This window comes from Desulfothermobacter acidiphilus (genome assembly GCF_052073645.1).
Taxonomy (GTDB): Bacteria; Bacillota; Desulfotomaculia; order Desulfotomaculales; family Ammonificaceae; genus Desulfothermobacter; species Desulfothermobacter acidiphilus.
The window spans coordinates 718,935-744,023 of record NZ_CM125440.1 but is presented as its reverse complement, the minus strand read 5'-3'; the positions used below and the strand labels follow the sequence as shown (position 1 = coordinate 744,023).

General features: G+C 60.0%; 26 protein-coding genes. 3 read left to right on the top strand and 23 right to left on the bottom strand.

All coding sequences use genetic code 11. The features are described from left to right. Positions 1 to 8: 8 nt before the first annotated feature. Both coaE and ACTLLP_RS03865 read left to right on the top strand, forming a co-directional pair. The gene (gene coaE / locus ACTLLP_RS03870) at positions 9 to 623 is read left to right on the top strand and encodes a dephospho-CoA kinase (RefSeq protein ID WP_441060944.1); all 615 of its coding nucleotides are present in this window, start codon (positions 9 to 11) and stop codon (positions 621 to 623) included. Positions 624 to 658: 35 nt separating this feature from the next. After that, on the top strand, positions 659 to 1,225 hold the full coding sequence (locus ACTLLP_RS03865; RefSeq protein ID WP_441060942.1) for a lytic transglycosylase domain-containing protein: 567 nt from the start codon (positions 659 to 661) through the stop codon (positions 1,223 to 1,225). Here ACTLLP_RS03865 and ileS read toward each other — a convergent pair. The 12 genes from ileS to ACTLLP_RS03805 all read right to left on the bottom strand — a co-directional run bounded on the left by ileS (position 1,168) and on the right by ACTLLP_RS03805 (position 12,395). Further along, entirely contained in the window at positions 1,168 to 3,915 is a 2,748-nt protein-coding gene (gene ileS, locus ACTLLP_RS03860) for an isoleucine--tRNA ligase (RefSeq protein ID WP_441060939.1), read from the bottom strand. The two genes, ACTLLP_RS03865 and ileS, sit on opposite strands and share 58 nt — an antisense overlap. A gap of 16 nt (positions 3,916 to 3,931) precedes the next feature. After that, entirely contained in the window at positions 3,932 to 4,246 is a 315-nt protein-coding gene (locus ACTLLP_RS03855) for a DUF167 domain-containing protein (protein WP_441060936.1), read from the bottom strand. A 16-nt stretch (positions 4,247 to 4,262) separates the two neighbouring features. Continuing rightward, positions 4,263 to 4,529: a YggT family protein gene (locus ACTLLP_RS03850; protein WP_441060933.1), complete on the bottom strand. Its 267-nt coding sequence runs from the start codon at positions 4,527 to 4,529 to the stop codon at positions 4,263 to 4,265. Between the two features lies 1 nt (position 4,530). Then, positions 4,531 to 5,376, bottom strand: coding sequence for a pyrroline-5-carboxylate reductase (proC, locus tag ACTLLP_RS03845; protein ID WP_441060930.1), 846 nt, complete (start codon positions 5,374 to 5,376; stop codon positions 4,531 to 4,533). Between the two features lie 18 nt (positions 5,377 to 5,394). After that, positions 5,395 to 5,832 (bottom strand): cell division protein SepF, encoded by a 438-nt coding sequence (locus tag ACTLLP_RS03840; protein ID WP_441060927.1) that lies wholly within the window; start codon positions 5,830 to 5,832, stop codon positions 5,395 to 5,397. Further along, on the bottom strand, positions 5,786 to 6,526 hold the full coding sequence (locus ACTLLP_RS03835) for a YggS family pyridoxal phosphate-dependent enzyme (RefSeq protein ID WP_441061622.1): 741 nt from the start codon (positions 6,524 to 6,526) through the stop codon (positions 5,786 to 5,788). The genes ACTLLP_RS03840 and ACTLLP_RS03835 overlap by 47 nt, the downstream gene beginning before the upstream one ends. 17 nt (positions 6,527 to 6,543) lie before the next feature. Continuing rightward, a complete protein-coding gene (gene phoU, locus ACTLLP_RS03830; protein ID WP_441060924.1) occupies positions 6,544 to 7,206 on the bottom strand; it encodes a phosphate signaling complex protein PhoU in 663 nt (220 codons plus the stop codon). An 86-nt stretch (positions 7,207 to 7,292) separates the two neighbouring features. Then, positions 7,293 to 8,048: a phosphate ABC transporter ATP-binding protein PstB gene (pstB, locus tag ACTLLP_RS03825; RefSeq protein WP_441060922.1), complete on the bottom strand. Its 756-nt coding sequence runs from the start codon at positions 8,046 to 8,048 to the stop codon at positions 7,293 to 7,295. An 11-nt stretch (positions 8,049 to 8,059) separates the two neighbouring features. After that, positions 8,060 to 9,298, bottom strand: a complete 1,239-nt coding sequence (gene pnpS, locus ACTLLP_RS03820; protein ID WP_441060919.1) for a two-component system histidine kinase PnpS — start codon at positions 9,296 to 9,298, stop codon at positions 8,060 to 8,062. A 10-nt stretch (positions 9,299 to 9,308) separates the two neighbouring features. Next, on the bottom strand, positions 9,309 to 10,010 hold the full coding sequence (locus ACTLLP_RS03815) for a response regulator (RefSeq protein ID WP_441060917.1): 702 nt from the start codon (positions 10,008 to 10,010) through the stop codon (positions 9,309 to 9,311). Positions 10,011 to 10,022: 12 nt separating this feature from the next. After that, complete coding sequence (pgeF, locus tag ACTLLP_RS03810) at positions 10,023 to 10,811, bottom strand: peptidoglycan editing factor PgeF (RefSeq protein WP_441060914.1); 789 nt, start codon at positions 10,809 to 10,811, stop codon at positions 10,023 to 10,025. A 156-nt stretch (positions 10,812 to 10,967) separates the two neighbouring features. Then, positions 10,968 to 12,395, bottom strand: a complete 1,428-nt coding sequence (locus ACTLLP_RS03805) for an ISLre2 family transposase (RefSeq protein ID WP_441061619.1) — start codon at positions 12,393 to 12,395, stop codon at positions 10,968 to 10,970. A gap of 198 nt (positions 12,396 to 12,593) precedes the next feature. Here ACTLLP_RS03805 and ACTLLP_RS03800 point away from each other — a divergent pair, with 198 nt between their 5' ends. Continuing rightward, positions 12,594 to 13,946, top strand: coding sequence for a histone deacetylase family protein (locus tag ACTLLP_RS03800; protein WP_441060911.1), 1,353 nt, complete (start codon positions 12,594 to 12,596; stop codon positions 13,944 to 13,946). Here ACTLLP_RS03800 and ACTLLP_RS03795 read toward each other — a convergent pair. From ACTLLP_RS03795 to ACTLLP_RS03745, 11 genes are all read right to left on the bottom strand, one after another. Further along, on the bottom strand, positions 13,913 to 14,677 hold the full coding sequence (locus tag ACTLLP_RS03795; protein ID WP_441060908.1) for a HesA/MoeB/ThiF family protein: 765 nt from the start codon (positions 14,675 to 14,677) through the stop codon (positions 13,913 to 13,915). The genes ACTLLP_RS03800 and ACTLLP_RS03795 overlap by 34 nt on opposite strands. A 2-nt stretch (positions 14,678 to 14,679) precedes the next feature. Beyond that, positions 14,680 to 14,919 carry a MoaD/ThiS family protein gene (locus tag ACTLLP_RS03790; protein ID WP_441060906.1) on the bottom strand — a complete coding sequence of 80 codons (240 nt, stop codon included), beginning with the start codon at positions 14,917 to 14,919 and terminating at the stop codon, positions 14,680 to 14,682. Between the two features lie 12 nt (positions 14,920 to 14,931). Next, positions 14,932 to 16,656, bottom strand: a complete 1,725-nt coding sequence (locus ACTLLP_RS03785; RefSeq protein WP_441060903.1) for an aldehyde ferredoxin oxidoreductase family protein — start codon at positions 16,654 to 16,656, stop codon at positions 14,932 to 14,934. Between the two features lie 99 nt (positions 16,657 to 16,755). Then, positions 16,756 to 18,435: a hydantoinase/oxoprolinase family protein gene (locus ACTLLP_RS03780; RefSeq protein WP_441060900.1), complete on the bottom strand. Its 1,680-nt coding sequence runs from the start codon at positions 18,433 to 18,435 to the stop codon at positions 16,756 to 16,758. Beyond that, the gene (locus ACTLLP_RS03775) at positions 18,429 to 18,785 is read right to left on the bottom strand and encodes a gamma-glutamylcyclotransferase family protein (protein WP_441060897.1); all 357 of its coding nucleotides are present in this window, start codon (positions 18,783 to 18,785) and stop codon (positions 18,429 to 18,431) included. Before ACTLLP_RS03775 ends, ACTLLP_RS03780 begins: the two co-directional genes overlap by 7 nt. Positions 18,786 to 18,805: 20 nt before the next feature. Continuing rightward, a complete protein-coding gene (locus ACTLLP_RS03770; protein ID WP_441060895.1) occupies positions 18,806 to 19,618 on the bottom strand; it encodes a hypothetical protein in 813 nt (270 codons plus the stop codon). A 166-nt stretch (positions 19,619 to 19,784) separates the two neighbouring features. Continuing rightward, complete coding sequence (locus tag ACTLLP_RS03765; protein WP_441060893.1) at positions 19,785 to 21,284, bottom strand: ISLre2 family transposase; 1,500 nt, start codon at positions 21,282 to 21,284, stop codon at positions 19,785 to 19,787. 170 nt (positions 21,285 to 21,454) lie between these two features. Further along, positions 21,455 to 22,372 (bottom strand): hypothetical protein, encoded by a 918-nt coding sequence (locus ACTLLP_RS03760; protein WP_441060890.1) that lies wholly within the window; start codon positions 22,370 to 22,372, stop codon positions 21,455 to 21,457. 69 nt (positions 22,373 to 22,441) lie between these two features. After that, entirely contained in the window at positions 22,442 to 22,972 is a 531-nt protein-coding gene (locus ACTLLP_RS03755) for a stalk domain-containing protein (protein ID WP_441060887.1), read from the bottom strand. Between the two features lie 19 nt (positions 22,973 to 22,991). After that, positions 22,992 to 24,893, bottom strand: a complete 1,902-nt coding sequence (locus ACTLLP_RS03750) for a DUF2330 domain-containing protein (RefSeq protein ID WP_441060885.1) — start codon at positions 24,891 to 24,893, stop codon at positions 22,992 to 22,994. Positions 24,894 to 24,919: 26 nt separating this feature from the next. Further along, complete coding sequence (locus tag ACTLLP_RS03745; protein WP_441060883.1) at positions 24,920 to 25,069, bottom strand: hypothetical protein; 150 nt, start codon at positions 25,067 to 25,069, stop codon at positions 24,920 to 24,922. Positions 25,070 to 25,089: the final 20 nt, after the last annotated feature.

Below are 25,089 nucleotides of genomic sequence, written 5' to 3'. Positions count from 1 at the left end.
GCAAAGCGATGAAAATTATCGGGCTCACCGGTAACGCTGGCTGCGGTAAGACCAGCGTAGCCCGGTATCTGAAAACTCTGGGGGCAGCGGTCATTGAAGCTGATGAGGTGGTAAAAGAACTCACCTCTCCGGGCCAGCCCCTGCTGCAGACCATCAGAGAGGTTTTCGGTGAAGAGTACTTTCTCGCCGACGGCTCGCTGGACCGGATAAAAATGCGGCGCCTGATCTTCGCCGATGCCGGAGCCCGCCAGCGACTGGAAGAGATCGTTCACCCGGCGGTGATCGAAGCGGTGCAAAAAAAAATCAGGTCCCTGCAAGAGCTTCCCGATCCTCCCCGGGTGCTGGTACTGGAGGCTCCCCTCCTACTGGAGACGGGGATGGACAGCCTGGTGGACGAGGTGTGGGTGGTAATCGCCACGCCGGAAGCCGCGGTGCGCCGGCTCATGGCCCGTGACCGCATCCCCCCCGAGCAGGCTTATGCCATGCTGGCCGCCCAGTGGCCCCAGGAGGAGAAGGTCCGGCGCGCTCACCGGGTGATCGACAACAGTGGCGACTTCAACCACACCCGCGAGCAAGCGGCATATTTCTACCATAAATTGCTGGCGGAGGACGAAGAAGAGTAACTATGACGAGAAGAGCCAGGATGGGTGGGCTATTGATGCTGGTAGCCCTGCTCGGGCTCTTGCTAAGCCACTGGCGGACCATCGGCCGCCACTATTACCCTTTTCCTTACCGGGAGATCATCTTCCGCCAAGCCCAAGCCAATGGCGTAGACCCTTTCCTGGTGGCCGCTGTTATCAAGACCGAGAGCAACTTCCGGCCCGAAGCCGTTTCGCCTCGGGGAGCGGTGGGCCTCATGCAGCTCCTCCCCTCGACCGCGCGCGAGGTGGCGCAGCGAGAAGGAGAAAAAGGCTGGCAGCCAGAGGAACTCTACGACCCGGACATTAACATCGCTCTGGGGACCAGGTATCTGGCGCTGCTCTTTCAGGAATTTCACGACCCGATTAAAGTGCTGGCCGCCTACAATGGCGGCCGGGGCAATGTGGAAAGATGGCTGCGAGACTCCACCTGGTCGGGGAGAGAACTGGATCTCGACCAGATCCCTTTCCCCGAAACCAGGCAGTTTGTGCGCAAGACCATGTGGAACTACCGTATTTACCGCTTGCTTTACGCCCGCGAGAGCTCCCGCACCACCGCGGCGCAACGGGGGCAGAGCTCGGGATAGTCCGGATCATCGCCTACATGAAGGCTGTACCTCCAGCAGCGAGCGCATTTCTGCCCCTCCGCCGGCTCCACCAGCACGCGGAGCTCTCCCGGTCGAAACTCCAACTGGGAAACCACGCATACGGTGCGAAGCTCTTCTTTAACCCCTTCCCACCAGCGCAACTCTTCCTCCGGAAGCGACAACACCACTTTGGCCGCCAGGGAATCGCCTATAACTTTATCTTTCCGGGCCTGCTCCAGCGCCACCAGCACCTTATCCCGCAAAGCCAGGATTTTCTCCCACCGGGCGGCTAGCGCGGGGTCCAAGCAGGAGTCATCGGGCGAAGGAAAATCCAGCAACTGCACGCTTACTGGTTTTTCCCCTTCCACCCGAACATAGCGCCAGATCTCCTCGGTAGTGAAAGCCAGCACCGGAACCAGCAAGCGCAAAAGGTCCGTAAGAATCCGGTACTGCACCGCCTGCGCCGCCCGCCGGGCAGGGTCCTGCGGCAGAGAGCAGTAAAGACGATCCTTAATCACGTTGAGATAGAAAGCGCTGAGATCCACTGTGCAAAAAGACAAGAGGTAATGGTAAACCAGGTGGAACTCGTATTCCTCGTAAGCCCGGCATACCCGCCGCTTCACCTCCTCCAAGCGCGACAGGATATAGCGGTCGAGCTCCGGGAGTTCCTCCGGTGCCAGCTGGAAAGACGGATCGAAATCGTACAAGTTAGCCAAAAGGAAACGGAAAGTATTGCGGATCTTCCGGTAAGCCTCCGCCACCTGGCGCAAGATATTGTCCGAAGCCGCCAAATCGCCCCGGTAATCGGCCGAGCACACCCACAAACGCAGAATATCCGCTCCCAGGTGGGTCATCACCTCCTGGGGGTCGATCACATTGCCCAGCGACTTGGACATCTTGCGCCCCTCCTCATCCACCACAAAACCGTGAGTGAGCACCGCCCGATAAGGGGGATGCCCGGTAACGGCCACCGCGGTGGACAGAGAGGAGTTGAACCAGCCCCGGTGCTGATCACTGCCCTCGAGGTATAAGTCGGCCGGCCAGCGCTGCTCCGGCCAAGGAGAAGGTTGACGCAGCACCGCCCAATGGCTGGAACCGGAGTCGAACCACACATCCATGATGTCCTCTTCCTTGGTGAATTCGGTGGCGCCGCAGGCCGGGCAACGCAACCCCGGGGGTATCAACTCCGCCAGAGGGGCGCTGTACCAGATATCCGATCCGTGCGCGGCGAACAGCTCCTGCACATGCTTGACGGTGGCTTCGGTGATGATCTCTCGCCCACAACTGGCGCAGTAAAATACCGGCAGCGGCACCCCCCACCAGCGCTGGCGGGAAATGCACCAATCGCCCCTGGTGGCCACCATATTGTAGATCCGCTCCTCGCCCCACGAGGGTATCCAGCGCACCGACTTGATGGCCTTGAGCGCCTGGTCGCGGAAACCGTCGATGGAAGCAAACCATTGCTTGGTGGCGCGAAAAAAGACCGGCTGCTTGCAGCGCCAGCAATGGGGGTATTGATGCGTGATGCGCCCGGCCGCCACCAGCGCGCCCCGCTGCCGGAGCGCTTCCACGATTTCCCGATTAGCCTCCAGGTAAAATTTACCGGCGAAAGAGCCACCCTCTTCAGTGAAATAACCCCTCTCATCCACCGGGGAGAGCACCGGTAAGCCGTAGCGGCGGCAGATTAAAAAGTCCTCCTCGCCGTGTCCAGGGGCGTTGTGCACGCAACCCGTCCCCTGCTCGGAGGAAACGTAAGTGTCAACCACCACCAGCGAATCGCGGGGGAAAAGAGGGTGCTCCAGCACTGCTCCCTCCAGTTCCTTCCCCTTAAAGCGGGAGAGCACTTCCCCCTGCACCCCTCCCAGAACCTGCAGGAAAGAGGGCAGCAGGGCTTCAGCCACCACCAGCAACTCTCCCGCCACCCGCACCAACACGTAATCCAGCTCGGGATGGAGGCAAACCGCCACGTTGCCAGGCAAGGTCCACGGGGTCGTGGTCCAGATCACCAGCGCGGCACCGGCGGGTACCACCCCTTTGCCGTCCTTCACCCGGAAACGCACGTAGATGGAGGGGGATTCCCGCAAAGCGTACTCGATCTCCGCTTCCGCCAGCGCCGTCTCGCAGGTGGGGCACCAGTAAACCGGGCGCAGCCCCCGGTAAATGTAACCGCGACGGGCCATCTCCCCAAAAATCTCTATCTGACGCGCCTCGTAGGCGGGCATGAGGGTGAGATAAGGACGCTCCCAGTCACCCCGAACCCCCAGGCGCTGAAATTCCCGGCGCTGGATGTCCACGAAGCGTAGAGCGTATTCCTTGCAGTGACGGCGGAACTGCACCGGCCCCAGCTGGCGGCGATTAACCCCCAATTGCTTAACCACCTGCTGCTCGATGGGAAGGCCGTGGGTGTCCCATCCGGGCACGTAAGGAGCGTCGTAACCGCTTTGCGAGCGGTATTTGATAATAATGTCCTTCAGCACCTTGTTAAGCACGTGCCCAAGGTGGATGTGCCCGTTAGCGTAGGGGGGGCCATCGTGCAGGATGAATTTGGGCCGGCCAGCGTTCTTCGCCTGCACCAGACGGTAAACTCCGATTTCTTCCCAAAACTTCAGGATCTCCGGCTCCAGCCGGGGGAGGTTGGCTCGCATGGGGAAGCCAGTCTTGGGTAAATTCAACGTCTTACTCCAGTCCATAGCCTTTAAAACCGCGTCACCTCTCCTTTTTCCTCAGCACTTCGGCTAGCCGCTGCCTGACCTCCGGCAGCGTTAAATCTATCCACACCAGCTTTTCCCGGCTCTTATGCCCTCCGACCAATTCCATCCGGCGGGCTGGAAGATCCAGTAGCTGGCTCAGAAAGCCCAGCAAGAGCTCGTTGGCTTTACCCTCCACCGGAGGTGCAATCAAGCGCACGCGCAGGGAACCCTCACTCACCTCCAGAGCGTTGACCCGCGAGCGGGGCGTGACCCGTAACCGCAACAGCGTACCCTTCTCCGCCGCCTGCAAAGCGCCCTCCCACTTTTCCACTCCATCCCCTACCCCTTCAGAAAGCGAGCAGCCGCAAACAAAAGGCTTTTAGCAACTGCAGGACGAAAAGAGCCACTATGGGAGAGAGATCGAGCATCCCGATGGGCGGGATAAAACGCCGGAAGAAGGAAAGATAGGGCTCGGTCACATCGTAAATAAAGCGTATAACCACGTTGCGGGGGTGGTGAGGGATCCAGGAAAGCAATACCCGGGCTATGATGAGCCAGAAGTAAAGGTCGAAGGCTATGCGAACCAGGAGTGCCAAAGCGTTCAACCAAGCCATCCTATTCCTTGCCGCCTTTCCCGCTTGAACTCAGCCGTAGAGCTTGGGAGCGGAGGGTAGCCACCCGTACTGCCTCCATGAAGGCCGCTCGCACTCCTCTCTCTTCTAGCACGAACAGACCCTCCACCGTAGTTCCGGCCGGCGTCATTACCCGATCCTTCAGCACCGAGGGGTGCTCTTCGGCCACTAACACCATCTTGGCCGCCCCCAGCACCGTCTGCGTTGCCAGCAACAGAGCCTCTTTCCAAGGGAGGCCCACCCTCACCCCGCCCTCGGCCAAGGCCTCGATTATCAAGTACACGTAAGCCGGACCGCTCCCCGAAAGTCCAGTGACGGCGTCCAGGAGCTCCTCCTGGACCCGGATTACCCGGCTCACCGCGCTCAGCAGCGCTTCGGTCCGCTCGGCGTCCCGCTCGCCGGCGTGCCGTCCCAGAGCGTAAGCGCTGGCCCCCTCACCTACCAGAGCGGGAGTGTTGGGCATGACCCGCACCACCGGCACCGGCTGCCCTACCCATTCCTCCAGGGACTCCAGGGGCACGCCGGCAGCGATAGAAATCAAAGTTTGCTCCGGGCGTAGAAGGTCGGCTATCTCCCCCAGCACAGCTCGCATCTGGGCGGGTTTCACCGCCAGCACCACCACCTCGGCCTCCCGCGCCAGAGTTCGGTTGTCGGCCAGGGCCTTCACTCCCAACGACTGCGATAAATGAGCTCGGCGTTCGGGGCTGAGATCGCTAACCAGCACCTGGTCCGGAGCCACCCTGCCACTGCGGACTAAGCCGGTGATCAACGCCCCACCCATGGCTCCGCCGCCGACAAACCCGACCTTCAGCCCGGTTAATGCTCCCATCCTACGCTCCTCCACTCCCTATAATTCCCGGTTTTTTAGCCAGGGAATAAACGCCCTCTCTTCCCCTGCCCCTCCGCTCTCGGCAGCGATATCAACGTTGCTGGGAGCGAAAAGCAAAATATGAGCGCTCACTTTCTGCACACTCCCGCCTAAAGCGTAAACGGCTCCGCTGACGAAATCGATGATGCGCTGCGCCAGCTCCATTTCCACCCGCTCCAGATTCACTACCACCGGCTTGCGGTTCTTCAGATGATCAGCTATCTCCTGCGCTTCCACAAACGAACGCGGCTCCGCCACCACCACCCGCATCTGGCGCTGGGTGTGCAAACTCACCACCGCTGGGCCCTTACGCGTCCGCACCACCTGCTCCTGGAGCTCCTCCTGCTCCTCGCCTTCGTCCGGTTCGTCCTCAAAGCCTATGAATCCCAGCACCTTGTCCAGCAGACGATTGCTCACTGGCAACTCCTCCTTTCTCTGGCTGAAAGATGGCTCTACCCACTCGCACCAGGTTAGCCCCTTCCTCCACCGCCACTTCGAAATCCTGAGTCATGCCCATGGACAAATAACGCATCCGTACCCCCGGTATGGCGGCGCACTCCCGAGCCAGCGAAGCCAGTCGCCGAAAAAAGGGGCGCGCCTGCTCCGGATCTCCCACCTGGGGCGCGATGGTCATTAAACCCAGGACCTGCACTCTTCTCAATGATCGGACCGCTTGGAGAAAATCTTTCACTTCTTCCTCCAACAGTCCGTGCTTTTGCTCCTCCCGAGCTATATTCACCTGGGCCAGGGCCGGAAAAACAAAATCGTAGCGATCGCCCCACTTTTCCAGCTCCTGAGCCAAGGGCCATCGATCCAAACTGTGCAGCAACACTATCTTCCCCACCAAATGCTTTACCTTGTTCCGCTGCAAGTAACCGATAAAATGCCAGCGGGCGCGTTCTCCCAGCTGCTCGTGCTTGCTTAGCAGATCTTGCACCCGGTTCTCGCCCAAATCGCGCGCCCCCTCGCCCAGCACAACCTCAATGGCGGTCACTGACACCCCTTTGGTCACGACCACCAATTGCACTTCCCCCGGATCGCGCCCGACCCGCAAAGCGGCCCGGGCAACAGCAGCTCGCACTCGAGCGAGGTTTTCTTTAATCTTCGACACCAAGCCCGCGAAACCTCCTAGTTAAGCACTTCCCACTCCCCAGTGACCAGGTAAATAACATCCTCGCCGATGTTGGTAGCACGATCCGCTATGCGCTCCAGCCTCAGGGCCACCAGGAGAAAATAGACTCCGCAACGAATACTGGCCGGATTTTTCTCCATATCCTCGATAATGGTGCGAAATATCCGGTTGTACAGGTGGTCCACCTCGTCGTCAGCCTCGGATAGAGAGCGAGCACGACTAACATCGCCGCGGGCGTACGCGTCCAAGCTGTCTTTCAACATCTGTTGCACCAATTGGGCTATCCTTACGATGGACTCGGAAATGCTAGGGGAAAGCAGCGATTCCTTGCAGACGTTGAGAGCGGCTCGGGCAATGTCCGAAGCGTGGTCCGCCATACGCTCCAGGTTGAGTATGATCTTTAACCCGGTAACGATGACCCGCAGATCCCGAGCCGTGGGCTGCAGCGTGGCGATGAGCCGGATGCAATGGTTCTCGATGTCGTCAGTGAGCTCGTCGATGCGGTCATCGCTAGCGATCACCTGCTTGGCCAGAACCTGGTCTTGAGAAACAAAAGACTGGATAGAATTGAACACCGCTTCCTCCACCAAGCTCCCTAAGCGTAAGATATCACTTACCAGGAGCGCGAGCTCCTTCTCGAAGTATCTCGGAGTGGTCAACCAACGGCCCCCTTTCCCACCTAGATAATTTCTTCCAGTTTATCTCTTTCAACGGCGAAGGGCAAGTTTCTTGCTCCAGTTGGCGCCTAGCCAAAACGGCCGGTAATATAGTCCTCCGTGCGGCGGTCGCGCGGGCGGGTGAAAATCACGCCCGTCTCATTGTATTCGATGAGTTCCCCGGAGAGGAAGAAGGCGGTAACGTCGGATACCCGAGCGGCCTGCTGCATATTATGCGTGACGATGATGATGGTGTAACTCTTTTTAAGTTGTTGCAGCAGTTCCTCTATTTTGGAGGTGGATATGGGATCGAGAGCCGAGGTGGGCTCGTCCATCAACACCACCTCCGGTTCCACCGCCAACAGGCGAGCGATGCAAAGGCGCTGCTGCTGCCCTCCGGACAGCCCCAGTGCCGAACGGTGGAGGCGGTCGCAGACCTCGTCCCACAAAGCCGCCCCTTTAAGGCTGTTCTCCACTATTTCGTCCAGCCGCCGCTTGTCCTTCATACCGTGGATGCGAGGGCCAAAGGCCACATTGTCGTAAATGGACATGGGGAAAGGGTTGGGGCGTTGGAAGACCATGCCGACGCGTTTGCGGAGTTCCACCACGTCCATATCAGGAGCAAAGATGTCCTGCTCATCTAATAGCACCTTGCCTTCCACCCTGGTACCCTCTACCAGATCACAAAGACGGTTGAGGATACGCAAGAAGGTAGTTTTACCGCAACCCGAAGGACCAATGAGGGCGGTAATCTTATTGGCTTCGATATCGATGTTCACGTTTTTCAGCGCCTGGACGTCACCGTAATAGAAGTTTAAATTTTCTACCTTTATCTTAGCCGTCATGAGCCGATACCTCACTGTTGCTCCTCTCGGTCTCTAAAAACCATCGAAGGCAAGCAAACCCAGAAACTGCTCCCTTTGCCGAATTCACTTTCAACACCAACTCTCCCCCCGTGCAATTCTACAATATGCTTGACGATAGAAAGTCCGAGTCCTGTGCCTCCAGAAGCTCGGGAACGAGCTTTATCCACCCGGAAAAAGCGCTCAAAAACGCGCGGCAAAGCTTCCCGCGGAATGCCGATGCCGGTGTCTTCCACGGTGATGCACACCCAGCCAGGGCGGTGTTCTCCAGCTATCCGCACCCCGCCCGCCGGAGTATATTTTAATGCATTGTCGATTAAGTTTACAAAGACCTGGGTGAGAAGTTCCGGATCGCCTCTGACGGGAGGCAGGTCAGGGGGAAGATCCAACTCAAAAGCCAGGCCTTTTTTCTCCGCCTGCTTGCGCCAGAAGGGAGCGATTCCCATAATGAGTTCCACAAGATTCACTTCCCGGCGTTGCATCGCCGCCTGGCGGCTTTCCAAGCGCGATAGCTTTAGCAGATCTTCTACTAGATGGATCAAGCGCTCGGTTTCCGTCGCAATAATCTGCAGGAATTCCCGAGCGGTTTCCTCGTCCTCCAGAGCTCCGTCCTGCAAAGCTTCCACAAAGCCTTTAATCGCGGTTAGCGGGGTGCGGAGCTCGTGGGAAACATTGGCCACGAAATCCCGGCGCATCCGCTCCAGCTGCCGCTCCCGCGTGACCTCGCGCAGCACCACCATCACCTGGTTGGAAGACAAAGGGGAGACCTTGACCCGAAAAATGCGCGGCTGAGGGAAAAGCAAAGTGATCTCCCGGTCGGCGGGTACCCCTGCCTCTCTCACCTGGTACACCAATTCCTCCAACCGGTGGTCTCGAACCACCTCCAGAATGGCCTTGCCGGTAGCTTGCTCCGGCTCCAGACCGAAGAGATTATGCACGGCCCGGTTGGCTAGTGAGATCCGGTCCTCGGCATCCAGCGCCAGCACCGCTTCGTCCAGGCTGGAAAGAATGGCCTGCAGCTGCTCTTTCTCTCGGCTTAACTCCTCTATCTGGGCCCTTAACTGGCCGGAAGAGCTCTCCGAGCGAACGAGCGGGGGAGAATGGCGCCGCAGAACAATCCACAATAGAAGTAGCCCTGCCAGGATAGCGCACCAATACAGCGAAGCGGCGGCATAACCGTTGCCCGTGACTATCACTCCCCTTCGGTAAAGAGCTATGCCGGCAGAAGCCAAACCTGAACCGTCAGGATTGATTCTCCTCGGGCTGACGGAAACGGTAGCCTACACCCCGCACCGTTTCGATGAGTTGGGGCGCCCCGGGGAGTTGCTCCAGCTTCTGGCGAATATAGCGCACATGCACGTCCACCGTACGTGCCCCCCCCAAGTAATCGTAACCCCAAATCTGATCCAAAAGATGCTCGCGGCTGAACACCCTTCCCGGGTGAGTGGCCAGGAAATAAAGTAGATCAAACTCCTTGGGGGTGAGGTATTGACAATGCTCCTTCCAGGCTACGGCGTAGCGTTCCCGATCGATCACCAGCGAGCCGTACACCAATTTTTCCCGCTCGCTCTGAGCCTGCTGCCGCCGCAGCTGAGCTTTCACCCGGGCCACTAACTCGCGCGGGCTAAACGGCTTGGTGACATAATCGTCGGCGCCGATATCCAGTCCGCGCACCTTGTCTTCTTCGGCTCCCCGGGCGCTGAGCACTATTACCGGGATGTCCTTAAGGCTAGGGTCACGGCGCAAGAGCTCGCAGACGGAGAAACCGTCGAGCGCTGGTAGCATGAGGTCGAGAACGATGATGTCCGGCCGGTGCTGGCGGGCCAATTGAAGCGCCTGGGGCCCATCAGCGGCTACCAACACCTGAAATCCCTCTTTAGACAAAGTGAATTGCAATAATTTCTGGATATGCTCTTCGTCGTCCACTACCAGTACCAGCGGCAAGATATCCCTCCTTCACTTGAGCATGATCGCTCCCGCCATACGCCCGGTTTGGTAGCCGTCGCGGCGATGAGAATAAAAGAGCTTTGAATGGCAGGAGGTGCAATAGGAAGAGAGCGTGATGTTTTCCTTCGGCACGCCGGCTGCCAGCAACAGCTGGCGGTTGGCCTCTTTGAGGTCAAGGTGCCAGCTGCCCTGATCTCGTAATAGCACTTCTCCTTTCCAGCTGGCAAAAAGCTCTGCCACCTCTTCGCCCACCGCGTAACAACACGGACCGATGGAAGGACCCAGGTGGACCAAACAATGGCGCGCTTCCACGCCGAAGCAGGAGCGCATCACGCCCAGAGCCTCCAGCACCACGCGACGAAGCGTCCCCCGCCAACCGGCATGGACTGTGGCGATCACGCGCAGCACCGGATCCACCAGCATAATGGGCACGCAATCGGCGAAGAAAACCAAAAGGGGGAGACCAACGCGGTTGGTCACCAGCGCGTCAGTGGAAGGAAAGACCGCTCCGGGCGCAGTAACCACGGCTACTCGATTACCGTGAACCTGCTCCCCTCGCGCCGCCTGTTCCCAGGTAAACCCCAGCGCGCGCGCCAGACGGTCTCGGTTACATTGAACCCGCTCCGCGTCATCGCCGGTGCTGAGTCCCAGGTTGAGAGAAGCGTAAGAGCCCTGGCTCACCCCTCCCTGGCGGGTAGAGAAGGCGTGTAGCAACCAGGGAAAATCCAGTTGGTTACTCTTTAGTACAATTATGTTCCCGCAGCTACATAGAGACTCGCTAACAGCAAGTGCACCCACCTTAGTGAATTGATTACACAAAAATTATAGCATAAAAGGTCGCTAAGACGGGTTAAAGCACTGTTAAGCGTGTGCGTCAAGAGTTAGTAGGTGAACTCGGAGAGGAAATTTCCTGGAATTTGAGACCACGCCGCCTCAATCCCGCCTCGACCAGGCTCAAGCTAGCTCAAAGCTAGGCCGGCTCAACTCCCGCAGCACATACTTCACCCATGGAGCTCCGGCAGAGGGCCCTTTCAGTGCCGGCAACCCTGCTCTAAGCCAACTCCTCGCTTCCTCTACCTTCCGCTTCACCTCCACCTGCACCGCCTGGGCCAGATGCTCCTGCCCGGCCAGCCTTAACTCCCACCGAGAAGTGTACTTCTCTAGCTCCCCGTTGGACCGCGCCGACAAAACCCGCGCCATCCTGTCTGCTCCTGCCTCCGTCCAGCTCGCTCCTATCCTCTTCATCCGCCACCCTGCCCCGTGCCACACTTGCCCCTCTATGGTCCCCAACCGCTCAGTACCAGGAGAAGTAATTATCCCAGACCAGTTCTCTTTCAAATAGCGCCAAAGCCCCTCTATCCTCTTCTTCCTGACTCCCCGAACTCCCCTCACTGCTTTGTTCAGAACCTCTTCCACCCTCTCCCACTCCCTCGAAGCTATGGCCTGCTTGGCTTCGTTGTAAGTCTCCTCGTCGTGCCAAAATGCCTCTACGAGCCGCCGGTTCAAATGGTAAGGATCCAAAACGTGCACTGCCCCGGGGAAGTAATCTACCCCCTGCTTGGCCCACTCCGCCCCGTCGCTCCCAAGGTATATTTCCTTCACCTGGCCCATGTCCCACCGGCTCGCTACCCCAGAGTAAACTTCCTCCCACATCCTCTCCCCTTCGCCTACACCGCTCATTACCAGCTTGTCCTTTAAAGCCTTCCGTCCACCTCCAACTTCCTCTTTGCCCGTGTAAGCCACAAAGAGTCTTACCTCTTTCCTTTTCTCTTCGCTCCTTTGAAGCCTTACCACCACCCCGTCGGCCTCTATGTAAAGCCTGGAGGTCTTCTCTTTACCTCCGGGTGTCTCTCCCTTCTCAAAAACGGCTTCTCTCCTGGACTCTCCCTCCTGCCTGAGCGCTTCTCCTGCTTCCTGCACGGCCTGCCACACCGCCATGGGGCTGATCCCCGGAACAAGATAGCCTAGAATTTCTGCCGCTCGCCTGAAGGGCATGTCCACCCCTAGCTTCACCGCCATCTCTTTCAAGCGCGGTGTGCACCGGGATCTCTCCGACCAGCCCAAGGCCTGGTCAAGAAGAAACTTGGCTTCCCCCGTTTGCTTGTTCCGGTAAAGCCGCCTCTTTACTTTGAGTTCTCCAAAGCTGGTGACTAAGGTCCTTTCCCTGAACCCCACTACTTCCCAAACTCGCTTGTCCCTCGCGTTCATGAGGTGGGTGTCTATCTCTTGCAGAACCCAGGCGAAAATTCCGAGGGACATTTCTAAAGACCGCCTCTGCACTTCCTTCTCGAGTTGGTAAAAGTCGCGGCAACCGGTGATCAATTCGCTGATTTTTTCTCCAAAAAGAAGGATCTGGTCCACCAGAGGTTGAATATTTGAAATGGTTTGCATCGGACCTCGCTCCTCCTCGCTCCTTCTTTCAGTCCATGAAAGTTGTCTGTGAGGGGCGAGGTCTCCTCCTTCATGAACCTCCTCCGTCACCTACTGAAATTGTACGCTCTCCTGTTAAGCCGGAGCTCGCGGAGAAGGAATCAAGCACCTTCGCGCCCAAAATAAAGAATAGAAGGGGGGTACTGAACTGTGGCCGAGCGCTTGGGATTGGTGTTCTTCCCGGCTTTCGATTGGGCTATTTCTCCCACTCACCCGGAGCGGGAGGAGAGGTTACTTTACACCCGCGACCAGCTTTTCGAGGAAGGAGTGTTGGATCTACCCGGCGTGACGGAGTACCGCGCCCGCCAGGCCAGCCACCGGGATGTGGCCAGGGTTCATTTCTGCGTGCCCCGGGTAGAAGACCAGGTGGAAGAAGCGCACCTGGTAGCAGCTGGTAGTGCCATTTTCCTGGGCGAATCCTGGAGGCGGGGGGAGATTCGGCGGGGCTTCGCTTTGGTCCGTCCTCCCGGCCACCACGCCTGCCGGGTAGTCCACGGTAACCGAGGCTTCTGCAATATTAACAACGAGGCTATCATGATCGAGAAGCTGCGACGCCATTGGGGAGTTAGACGGGTGGCCATCGTGGACACCGACGTGCATCACGGCGATGGCACCCAGGACATTTATTACCACGACCCGGAGGTTTTGTTCATCTCCCTGCATCAGGACGGACGCACCCTCTACCCGGGCAGCGGAAGCACGGGGGAGTTAGGAGGTCCAGGAGCCTTTGGCTACACCCTGAACGTGCCTCTGCCACCCCGCACCAACGACGAAGGCATCCTTTACGTAGTGGAAGAGCTGGTGCTGCCGGTGCTGGACGAGTTCAAGCCGGAACTGGTAGTCAATTCCGCTGGCCAGGACAACCACTACTCCGATCCCTTAGCCGATATGTGCTTCACCGCACAGGGATACGCCCGCCTCAACGAGCTCTTGCAGCCCGATCTATGCGTGCTGGAAGGAGGGTACTCCATCGAGGGAGCTCTGCCTTACGTCAACCTCGCCATTGTCTTGGCCCTCGCGGGGTACGACTATAGCCGCGTGCGCGAACCCGATTACGATCCGGACGCCTATCCCCTCTCTTCCGCCCACCGCCAATACATTCGTTCCGTGGTGCAGGAGTTGCGGGAAGTGTGGCGAAACCGGGAAGAGCTGGCGTGGCGCCATCGCCCATCCGGAGATCTGGTGGAGCTCAAGCGCTGCATCTTTTACGACACGGAAGGAATCGAAGAGTACCAGCAGGAAAAGGTGCATCTTTGCTCTCGCTGCCCGGGCTATCAGGAGATCGACTCGTACGGAGTTTACTCCGATGGGAGCCGCCGGCAAATCCTGGCCTTTAGCCTGCCGGTGCAAGCCTGCCCCCGGTGCCAGGAAGAAGCCCGTTCCCTCTACGCCGAATACCGGGAAAAACGCCCCCTAATCTGGACGGCGATCTATCTGCAGGATCGCCCCGCCGACCGCTACCATCACTTTTATCCCGAGCGCGACGAAGAATTGGTGCTGTAAAGCCCGGAGCAGACGGGACAAGCAGGGTGGCGCTGCACCGCGACCTCGTGGAAAGTGGCGGATAGAGAATCGTACACCAGCAGGCGGCCCACCAAGGACTCGCCCAGTTGAAGCAAGTATTTGATAACTTCCACCGCTTGCAGGGTTCCTATTACCCCCGGCACCGGACCCAAGACGTTATGCCCCTCGTCGGGGAGGGAGACGGGTTCCCGATCCAAAGGGAAAAGGCAAGCCAGACAAGGACCGGCGCCCGGCAGCACACTGGTCACCTCACCAGCGAAATTACGCACCCCACCGTGCACCAGGAAGCGGCGGTGAGCCACGCAAGCCCGGTTCAGCAGGGCACGGGTGGAAAAATTGTCGGTGGCGTCCACCACCGCGTCCACCTTGGCCACCAGGCGCATGGCCAATTTCTCCGTCAGGGTCTCGGCCCGGGCTTTGATTTCGATTTCTGGGTTCAACGCTACCAGCGCCTTCCGGGCAGCTTTAACCTTGGGCTGATTAAGGTCCCGGGTACGGTAGATTATCTGGCGTTGCAAGTTGGAGAGCTTGACCACGTCGCCATCCACCAGCTCCAGCGCCCCCACCCCGGCCGCGGCCAGATAACAAGCCACCGGAACTCCTAGCCCACCGAGTCCCACTATCAGCACCCGGGAGCGCGCGAGCTTTTCTTGGCCCGCTTCCCCCACGCCGGGAAGGGCTATTTGTCGCAGATAACGCTCTTTTTGCAATTTCAACCTCCTCCCAAAGGGGGAAACAACGCCACCTCGTCCCCGGGACGCAAAGGAGTGTCCAGGGCAGCGTGACGCCCGTTGAGCAAAACGGAAAATACCTGGGAGGGGGGAATGCCCAGGCGCTCTAGAAGGTCAGCTACCTTACCCCCCTCCGGCAGATCCACCATCAACCCCATTCCGAAACGGGTTCCCGGGACCCATCGCTCCAGCCCACCGAACAGGCGCGCTTCTACTCGCAAGGCCTTACGCTCCTAAAAGTCCAACACCCGATCCAGATCTTCCGCCGGCACGTCGAAAACGGTGTTGTGCGGCGGCAACGGCTCGTAAGTGAAGAATTCCGGAAGCCGGTCATCGGCGGAGGTAAACCCGGCGCGCGAATTGAAGTCCCTCTCTGTCCTGAGCACCTGCTGCCCCAATTGTAGCGCCTGATCGACGGTGAGGGAAACGCCGTAGCGGGCGTTGATCATCTCCACGATGGTGGGCAAACCCTCCGGGTTGTCCAGCACAGCGAAGGCTACGAAGAGGCAAAGCCCGGTGCTGTCGATGAAGGCCGTGGCTATCTGCAGGTTGCGGGAGAGCTCCACCTGCCCCTCCGGCTTCAGGGGATCGACGTAGCCGCCCACCTTAAGGATGTTAGCCGTCACAGCGTAGCCGGCAGTGTGGTCGGCACCCATGGGGGAGGTGGCGTACGTGACACCGTTCCCCTTGCAGGCCCGGGGATCGTAAGCGGGCAAGCCCTGTCCCTTAACCGCCGGAACCCGGCTGACGCCGAAGATCCGTCCCGCCGCCGCCGCTCCACTTCCCAGCAGGCGTCCCATCGGGGTGCCCTGATACACCTGCCGTAGGAGCTCTATAGCCGCCTTCCCGTCGCCGAAAGGCAATACTCCCGCCTCCATCAAGACCCCTAGCGTGACCCCGGTTTCGATGGTATCCAGTCCCACATCGTTGCAAATATAATTGAGTTCGCCTATGGTGTCCAGGCTTCCGATTTCCAGATTGGGACCGAAAGCCCAGGCAGTCTCGTACTCTATCGGGGAGCAAACCTTCCCGTCGGGCAAGGGATAAACGTTAGAGCAGCGGATCACGCAACCTGGATGGCAGGCGTGCGTGGCCTTCCCGCCCCGCGCTTCAGCCACTTCGGACAGTTTTTCTCCGCTCACCTCTGCCGCCATGGGGAAGCGACCGGAGCGGAAATTGCGGGTAGGCAAGGTGCCAGCCTCATTGATGATATTCATTAAGACGTTGGTCCCGTAAGCGGGCAGTCCCTGGCCGGTGACCGGATGCTGGTGCAGAATCTCAGCGAAACGCCGCGCCGCAGCCCGAAAGCGATCTACCTCCTTGACCGGGGCTTCGAAAAGCGATGGGCTGTCCACCACTATCGCCTTAAGACGCTTGGAACCCATCACCGCGCCCAGCCCCCCGCGCCCGGCGTAGCGGCTACTATTACCATCGGGGTCGTTGTTGGTCACCCCAGCGGCCACCAGGAGCATCTCCCCAGCCGGCCCGATGGTGATCACTCCCACCTTACTACCAAAACGCTGCCGGCAAATGGCGGTCACCTCGTAAGTCCCCTTGCCGACCAAATCGTCGGCGGGCAGGAGCTCCGCCCCCTCCGGAGACAAGCGGAGCAGATACCACCCGTCCTGCGCCTGCCCTTCCAGGATCACCGCCTTTATCCCCAAGTTGGCCAACTTCTGCGAGGAAATCCCGCCGGCGTTAGCTTCCTTGATACCGCCCGTGAGCGGGCTTTTTCCCCCCACCGAAAGGCGTCCTGAAGAGGGAGCAGAGGTGCCGGACAACAGTCCGGGAGCAATTACCAACTTGTTGTTGGGCCCCAGAGGGTGACAGGTGGGAGGCACTTCATCGCGTACCAATTGCGAAGTCAAAGCGCGGCCGCCCAAGAGATGATACTTTTCTGGCGCTTCTTCCACCACTACCCGCTTGGCCGTCATATCCACGCGCACCAGCTTATTCATCCAAGAAACCTCCCTCAAGGTTTACCTTGCTCGCTTCCATTGTAAATCCTTTTAAACGAAAGCGTCAATTATCCGGGCGAGCGCTTCGGATAGCAATCGTTAGGGCAATTCCGGAGCGAAGAGCACCCCCGGGGGCAAGCGAACCTCGATCTGGTATATCCTCCCTACCCGGCGCCAGTGGCGCACCACGTTGAAGAGCTCCGCGCTGACGATCTTCGCTCCCTGAGGATCGATTCCCAAGGCCTGGGCTTCGCGCCGGAAAAACCCGAGGGTCAGCTCCTCCGCTTCCGGAGGGAGGAGGTCGCCTCCGTGCCGGAGTTGCTCCTGGTCCCCCGTCTCCAACACGCTTACCCGCCCCTGCTGGGTGTCGAGCACGTAGGTCCGACTGAGGGTGACCCGGGCCAGAGCTGCCCCCAGAGCATTGGCCACCGGTGCCAGCGGCGGGATCACCTCCTCCCAGCCGAGGCGCCGGGCTACGTTGGGCACCAGGCCGCGGGCTGCCGCTCCCACGCCTACCAACCGGCGGGGAGCAGGGAGCCGATGCCTTAGCTGCCAGAGACGGTAGGCGGGTTCTTGCGCCCACTCCTCGAGCGCCTCTTGCACCGCCGCAGCCAACCGCTGGGTAACGTGATCCAGCACGGCCTGAGCTGCCGCTCGAGGATCTTGTCCCCCCAGCCCTACCCCTACTTTCTCCATAGCTTCCCAGGCTAGAGATTCATCACCTATACGGGCCAACCCCAGCAGCTGGCAGGCGTCGCTCACCGTGGGCACCGGTCCACCGCAAGCGTAAGGGGGTCCCCGACGCTCAGGTCCCACCCTCATCTTTCCTTCCTCCACCCGCACCCAGCTATCGCCCCCCAGGGGAAGCGAGCGCAACGCCAGCGCCACTAACTGCAGCGCTCTTCCTCCCAACCTAGCTCCCCGGTGACAAAGCAGCGGCTGACCTTCCAACAGCAGCGCCAGATCGGTAGTGGTGCCTCCCACGTCTAACACCACGCAACTGCTCCCCGGCGGCAACAGAGCCAGGGCGCCCATAGCACTGGCCGCGGGGCCAGAGAAAGCCGTCTCCACCGGACGCCTCAGGGCGTAAGCCAAGGGCATGGTGCCACCGTCGGCCCGCAGCAGCAAAAGGGCGGGGGCAGCGGACTCCACGGATAACCCGCGCTGCAACTGGGGAAAAAAGCGCTGGACCGGTGCCTGCACCGCCGCGGTTAAAACCGCGGTAGCAGCCCGGCGAGGAAAGCCCAACCCCCCCACCACCTCGCTGCCGCACAGCACCTTCAACTCCGGAGCCTCCTGCCGCAACCACGCGGCCACCCGCCTCTCCTGCTCCGGGTAGCGGGGTCCGAACTTACCCACCACTACCACCCGCCTCACACCCTGCCGGAGCAAATAGCGGGCCGCTTCCCGCACCTCCCCCTCGTCCACCGGCAGCAACTCCCGCCCGCGGAAATCGACCATCCCCCGCACTTCCAAGACCGCCGCGGCTCCGTAATAGAAAAGGGAGGGCTCTAGCCCTCCCCCGGGAATCAAGACCAGGCCCACCGGCTCCAGCTCACCGCTCGCCACCAAATTGGTGACCAGCGTGGTGCTGCAAGTAAGGCGAGCAACCTGATCCGGCTGCGCACCGCTCTCGTCTAGCAGGCGCCACCAAACCTCCTGCAGCACCTCGTCCAGCTGCGGCCGGGTAGGCACCTTAACCTGCGCTTTAACCTCCTTGCCCCTCAGTAGCACCCCATCGGTATGCGTGCCCCCGACGTCGATGCCGGCTATCAGCATTGCCGCCCTCCCCTGCACCGCCTCGGGTTTTCGCGCCGGTGCATCCATAGATAAACCCAGGCCAGCACCGTTTCCCCTTGCTCCATAGCGATGGGGAAAAGAGTGCGACGGAAAAGCCTACCCTCCCCCTGCCACCGGTCAAGAAAGGCCAGGGTGGTTTGGTTCACAGCGTAAACTTCGCCGCAAATTTCGCTCCCCGGTTCCGGTACCGCCACCGCCAGCCGCGGGGTGAGCAGCAACAACCCCAGGTCTTTAGCCTTTCCTCGGCCCAACAGCCGCGAGCCGCGCAAAACCCCATGCCCACTCCGGTTTTTCATGCAATGGCCATAGGCGAAAACCAGGGTTTCCAAACCCGCCTCCCCCTATAAAACTAACGGTTCTGCAAAGCGAAAGCTTGGCGAAAGCACAAATAATTCTCGGCCACGTGGTTGAGCGATTTGCGCAGCAACAGAAAATTATCAGCCACCGTTCGTAGCAAAGCAGCTTCTTCCGGATAGGTTTTCTCTCGCAGAGAAGCCGCCAGGCGGTAATACCTCTCCCCCTCGCTGGTATACTCCTCCACACCCCACGGGCAGCGGAAGAGCTCCTCCACTTTGGCGGCCCGCACGAAATGTTCCTTAACCTTCTCCTCGATGTAGTCGGGGAACACCGCGGAAAGGAACAGGCAAAGCTCCCCTATACGCAAATACAAGGGGTAGCGATAGGAGTCCTCCACCAGTCGAACCAGTCCCAGAAGATCTTCCACTTCCAGGTCAGAATAGCGCCTTTTATACAAGCGGCTGCCCACCTTGAAATAGAACACCGCCGTGTTGGTTTTGGTAAAGGAAGCCAGCAAATTGGCAAGGTAGCCCCGTAATTCCTCGCGCCCCAAAAGTTCACCCACCTGGGTTCCATCAAGCACCGGCACCTGGCGGTAAATGCTCACCCGCTCCACCGTGTACCGGCGGTGACTCAGATCCTTGCGCGCCTGGCGCAGCAAGATCTCAAAGAAAAGGTAAGGCGAGATCTTTAACAGCACATCCTCCTCACTGGCAATGCGTCGGAACAGCTTAGGATCGTCCAGGAGAAGATCCACCAAGTCCGGCTTGTCGTGCAGGAGCTCTTGCAGGTAACCGTAGTCGTCGCGCTTATCCACCACGGTTCGGAGCACGAACTCAAGGTCCCTGGCCGATAGGTCCTGCATAGGGCATCACCTGCCTCGCTTTTTACACTTCCAAGATAACATATGCTTGCAAAAAAAGAAAAGGGGCAATGTGAACGATGTGTGCGTCAAGAGTTAGTAGGTGAACTCGGAGAGGAAATTTCCTGGAATTTGAGACCACGCCGCCTCAATCCCGCCTCGACCAGGCTCAAGCTAGCTCAAAGCTAGGTCGGCTTAGTTCCCGCAACACGTGCTTCACCCACGGAGCTCCGGCAGAGGGCCCCCTCAATGCCGGCAACCCTGCTCTAAGCCAACTCCCCGCTTCCTCTACCTTCCGCTTCACCTCCACCTGCACCGCCTGGGCCAGATGCTCCTGCCCGGCCAGCCTTAACTCCCACCGAGAAGTGTACTTCTCTAGCTCCCCGTTGGACCGCGCCGACAAAACCCGCGCCATCCTGTCTGCTCCTGCCTCCGTCCAGCTCGCTCCTACCCTCTTCATCCGCCACCCTGCCCCGTGCCACACTTGCCCCTCTATGGTCCCCAACCGCTCAGTACCAGGAGAAGTAATTATCCCAGACCAGTTCTCTTTCAAATAGCGCCAAAGCCCCTCTATCCTCTTCTTCCTGACTCCCCGAACTCCCCTCACTGCTTTGTTCAGAACCTCTTCCACCCTCTCCCACTCCCTCGAAGCTATGGCCTGCTTGGCTTCGTTGTAAGTCTCCTCGTCGTGCCAAAATGCCTCTACGAGCCGCCGGTTCAAATGGTAAGGATCCAAAACGTGCACTGCCCCGGGGAAGTAATCTACCCCCTGCTTGGCCCACTCCGCCCCGTCGCTCCCAAGGTATATTTCCTTCACCTGGCCCATGTCCCACCGGCTCGCTACCCCAGAGTAAACTTCCTCCCACATCCTCTCCCCTTCGCCTACACCGCTCATTACCAGCTTGTCCTTTAAAGCCTTCCGTCCACCTCCAACTTCCTCTTTGCCCGTGTAAGCCACAAAGAGTCTTACCTCTTTCCTTTTCTCTTCGCTCCTCTGGAGTCTTATCACCATCCCGTCGGCCTCTATGTAAAGCCTGGAGGTCTTCTCTTTACCTCCGGGTGTCTCTCCCTTCTCAAAAACGGCTTCTCTCCTGGACTCTCCTTCCTGCCTGAGCGCTTCTCCTGCTTCCTGCACGGCCTGCCACACCGCCATGGGGCTGATCCCCGGAACAAGATAGCCTAGAATTTCTGCCGCTCGCCTGAAGGGCATGTCCACCCCTAGCTTCACCGCCATCTCTTTCAAGCGCGGTGTGCACCGGGATCTCTCCGACCAGCCCAAGGCCTGGTCAAGAAGAAACTTGGCTTCCCCCGTTTGCTTGTTCCGGTAAAGCCGCCTCTTTACTTTGAGCTCTCCAAAGCTGGTGACTAAGGTCCTTTCCCTGAACCCCACTACTTCCCAAACTCGCTTGTCCCTCGCGTTCATGAGGTGGGTGTCTATCTCTTGCAGAACCCAGGCGAAAATTCCGAGGGACATTTCTAAAGACCGCCTCTGCACTTCCTTCTCGAGTTGGTAAAAGTCGCGGCAACCGGTGATCAATTCGCTGATTTTTTCTCCAAAAGAAGGATCTGGTCCACCAGAGGTTGAATGTTTGAAGTGGTTTGCATCGGACCTTGCTCCTTCTTTCAGTCCATGAAAGTTGTCCGTGAGGGGCGAGGTCTCCTCCTTCATGAACCTCCTCCGTCACCTACTGAAATTGTACGCTCTCGAGGAGATTCTGGTAAGGTTGTGCTTGTCTCCTAACCACTCCCGCTCCGTTGGTAAAGAGCCCGGTTGCCCAAAATAGCGGCGCAACTGACGCGCAGTCTGTTGACTCAAAGGTCCGCGGCGGTCAGGATTAGCTACTTCACCGTCACTACATAGGGCGGGACCGCCCAGTAAAGCGACGGGTTTGTGCCCAGCCCCAGGTAGAACCGGTACTTCCCGGGCGGCATCGCCGCATCCGGGGTAACGGGACCCCAGATTACCCCGTCTGGACCAGGCCGGTCGGCAAGCTCGAAGTGGCTAACCTGCATTTTTTGTCCGCCCGGGCCGTACCAATAGGTGGAAAAGGCCGTTTCGTAGCTGTAAGGGTACTTTTCCGTCCCGGGCTCCGGCATGAAGGCGATACTTACCTCCTCTACGGCGGCGAGCGCCTTGGGCAAATGGAGATCAAAGGCGAGCTCATACCCCTTACCGCGCTCCACCACCGCGGGCACCTGGCTGACCACGTTCTGGAAGGGGTTGCGGTTGCCTTCCAAATAATCGGCCAGCTCTTGCGGGAGGGACATCCCGCGGGCGAGCCGCCAGCCTTCGTCGCGCTTAATCAAATAGAAGGCGAACTGCCAGTCCCCCTCCTGTCCGATGTGCCACCGGTAGGCCTCCTTCCCCGGGGCCACGTGGGCGCGCGCCAGACAGCCCACCTCGTCGCCGCGGGGGCTGACCGTGAACGTCGGTCCAGCAGCGATGTTCGACACACGCACTACATCATCCGGCGGGACTTTTGCATTGAAGGTTGCCTCCAGAAGTCCCACGCCGGGCCAGACCACCGCCTTGGGGTGCTCCAGGCAGGATGCCGCCGTTCTGTAATCGCTGCGTCCGATGGCCGCCAGGTAGTTTTCCACCACCGCTTCCGGCCGGGCCAGCGCCGCACCCCCGGCCGGCGACTGGCCGCTGCCCGGCGGCGGACCTGAGCCTCCCGGCGCCGCTCCCGTCCCACCGCGCCCGCAGCCGGCAATCACGAAGAGTAAGGACATTAAAACAAACAACAACTTGCGCATAATTAACCCTCCCTATTTTCAGCCTTAGCCCCCGGCCTCCTGCTGCCGCAATTTTTGCTGGCGGCGGGGCTATTCGCTTTCCCCGCCGCTCTTGCTGCGAATGATCACCGTCATTTCAGACGGCTCCCACCGCACCTGGCAGCCAAAGCCTTCCGCCGCCCACCGCGCCGGCAGGCAGACGCGGTCGTTTGTAATCTCCGGCGCCAGATCCATGGCCACGAGTTCCGGTGCGGCCGGGCCCACCCGTTTCTCCATCACCGGATTGCCCACGGTAAAAGAGACCACGGCCTCGCCCTTCTTCAGGGTAACCGTCTGGTTTTCCTCCTCCCAGACGACATCTTCATCACGTACACCCACCGCCTGCGCCAGGAAGCGCACCGGAATCAGAACGCGGCCGCTCCGCAGGTAGGGCGCCACGTCCATCCGGACCAGCATCACCGGACCGTTCTGGTAGCCAACGGCACATGCCGTGCTTCCTACCCGGAACCGGACCTCGGACACCATCGCACTTGCCCGGAGTGTGCCGGGGTAAAGCAGGGCGCACGCCGCGGTAAGAACCAGAACCAAAGCGATTCCTCTTTTCGTCACGCGGTGCTTCACTTCTCCCTACCTCCCTTGTTTAAGGGCCGGTGCCGCCTCCCGCCACGCACCAGAGGCCCGCCGGTCCGTCTTTGATTATGTAGTAGAAGTAGATGTGCGTACCCGCCGGGAGCACCGGGCCGTCATAGGGCTGGTAAAAGGTTATCAGAAACAGCTTATGGTAACGCGGGTCGCGCCGGTCATCCGGCAGGAGGGGACGCTCCTCGATCTCACGGAGCGAGCACCCTTTGAAGTCCTGCGCAAAACGGGCGCGCACGGCCTCCTCCGGGGTGGCGTACCCCGGCTGGTTGAGAAACCCTTCCGGGCAGACCTTCAGGAGCCAGTTCCCGGCGGTAAAGGTGAGCCCTTCCACCGTGACCTCGGCCGGGTAAACGCCGACCTGGCCAGGGGGAAGGAATCCCGCCACCCATTCCCCGGGGCCGCCCGGCGAAAGGGTTATTTTATCCGCCTGCCGCCAGTACTCGTTCGGTTCAGCGGAACCACCCGCTCCTATGAGCCTCACTACCGGCCGCGACGCAGGGCCGCTGGTGCGCACCAGAATACTCAAACCCTTGTCCGGCTCTACCGGGTTGGGGTCGAAGACCAACTCTTCCACCCAGGCGATCTCACCGGGGGCCAGGGTCACCTGCTGGGTGGCCGGGTCCCACACAGCGCTGTAACCCAAACCGGCGGCCACGTAGCGGGCCGGCAGAAAAACGCGGTCGGACCTCATCTCCGGGGCTACGTCCATCACCAGCGAAACAGAAGGCCCCGTGCCCGCCTGCCGCTCTAGCAGGGGACTGCCGAGCTTAAGGCGCAGGGTCACGTCTCCTTTACGCAAGCTCACGGTCTGGGCAGCGCCGTCCCAGCGCACGCCTTCCTCCGGCACGCCCAGAGCGTAGGCCAGGTAGCGGACCGGGACGTAGGTGCGGCCGCCGGAAACGTAGGGCGCCGCGTCCATGGAATAGCGCCGGCCGCCCGCCTCGTAGTACGCTTTGCCGATCCAGAACAAGGCCTGGTTCTCCGCCCAGAGGTCGGCGCAGAAGGAAAGTTTTCCCCGGTAGCGGAAGGCCTGAAACTCCTGCTCCCCGGCAAAGAGTTTTTCGGCTCCAGGTGCCACCTGGGCCAGTTCCCGCGGCGCGACGGCGGTGCGGGTGGATTCCTGCCACCAGGGAGGGCCCGGCACGGTTTGGGCGAGAAATACGGGCAGCCGGTTGAGGATACGCTCCCCACCGCAGACGATGAGCTGCGCCTCCCCTTCGCCCCCGAAGAGGTTCGTGACCTTGAGAGGGTAGTAAAGCGCCGGAGTCTGGAACCGGAAGGTGAGGGGCGGCACGGAGCTGAGCGTCTCTTTAAGCTCCACGCGGTCGATGACGAAGTACCTGAAGCCCCGCCGGCAGTAGTCGGCCACGGTCGCTTTCTCCTCTGCGGAAAGCGCCCGGGCCGGCCAGCCCTGCTTCCGGAAGTAGTCTTGCACCCAGGCGGCAAAGCGGGCGGCATCCTTCACCTCGACCACCGTCACGTCGTGCAGGCCGAGCTTCTGGTGGGAGAGCACCGCTGCCGGTTCGCTTTCGCCTAATGTGGCCTCCGGGGACCCGGCGCCTTTGGTTGTCTTCCAGTAGAAGACGTGGTGCGCCGTCAGAAGCTCCTGCAGCCGGGCGAAGGCGTCATCCGGCGCCAGCGCCACTTTGGGCGGACTGGGAAAGGGGGTGAACTGGAGGGCGGTGGTGGCCCGCGCCACCTTCACGTCGGTTCCCAAGAGGAGGACCTCCTCCCGCCCGTTGAAGGCGATGAAGGCGGTCTGGCCCGGCTCCTCCACCCGCACCGGCTCGGGGAGGATAATCCCCATGTCCGCCCGGGCAGGCAGCGGGTTCACGCAAAAGAGCAACACCGCCAGGGCCACAAGCCCAAGAATCGTTTTGCTTACGGGTAAGCGCCGCATCTTCTATACCCCTCCTTTTTTCTGGCTTAAGGCAGCCGGGAGAGTTCGTCGACCCAGAGTTCGGCCGGCCCTTTCCCCGGCCGGTCGTGTACCCAGAGAAAGATCGCCCGCTCACGTCCTGGCAGACAGCCGTACTTACTTCGAAACTCGCGCGCAAAATCAAGCTCCCAGCGCACCCAGCGCCCTTCCTGCAGCG

What these genes read in the sequence shown, in the direction of transcription:
- coaE (WP_441060944.1), top strand. Translation starts at nt 9, where the DNA reads ATGAAAATTATCGGGCTCACCGGTAACGCTGGCTGCGGTAAGACCAGC.
- ACTLLP_RS03865 (WP_441060942.1), top strand. Translation starts at nt 659, where the DNA reads ATGCTGGTAGCCCTGCTCGGGCTCTTGCTAAGCCACTGGCGGACCATC.
- ileS (WP_441060939.1), bottom strand. Translation starts at nt 3,915, where the DNA reads ATGGACTGGAGTAAGACGTTGAATTTACCCAAGACTGGCTTCCCCATG.
- ACTLLP_RS03850 (WP_441060933.1), bottom strand. Translation starts at nt 4,529, where the DNA reads ATGGCTTGGTTGAACGCTTTGGCACTCCTGGTTCGCATAGCCTTCGAC.
- proC (WP_441060930.1), bottom strand. Translation starts at nt 5,376, where the DNA reads ATGGGAGCATTAACCGGGCTGAAGGTCGGGTTTGTCGGCGGCGGAGCC.
- pstB (WP_441060922.1), bottom strand. Translation starts at nt 8,048, where the DNA reads ATGACGGCTAAGATAAAGGTAGAAAATTTAAACTTCTATTACGGTGAC.
- ACTLLP_RS03785 (WP_441060903.1), bottom strand. Translation starts at nt 16,656, where the DNA reads ATGAATAAGCTGGTGCGCGTGGATATGACGGCCAAGCGGGTAGTGGTG.
- ACTLLP_RS03780 (WP_441060900.1), bottom strand. Translation starts at nt 18,435, where the DNA reads ATGCTGATAGCCGGCATCGACGTCGGGGGCACGCATACCGATGGGGTG.
- ACTLLP_RS03770 (WP_441060895.1), bottom strand. Translation starts at nt 19,618, where the DNA reads ATGCAGGACCTATCGGCCAGGGACCTTGAGTTCGTGCTCCGAACCGTG.
- ACTLLP_RS03765 (WP_441060893.1), bottom strand. Translation starts at nt 21,284, where the DNA reads ATGAAGGAGGAGACCTCGCCCCTCACGGACAACTTTCATGGACTGAAA.
- ACTLLP_RS03760 (WP_441060890.1), bottom strand. Translation starts at nt 22,372, where the DNA reads ATGCGCAAGTTGTTGTTTGTTTTAATGTCCTTACTCTTCGTGATTGCC.
- ACTLLP_RS03750 (WP_441060885.1), bottom strand. Translation starts at nt 24,893, where the DNA reads ATGCGGCGCTTACCCGTAAGCAAAACGATTCTTGGGCTTGTGGCCCTG.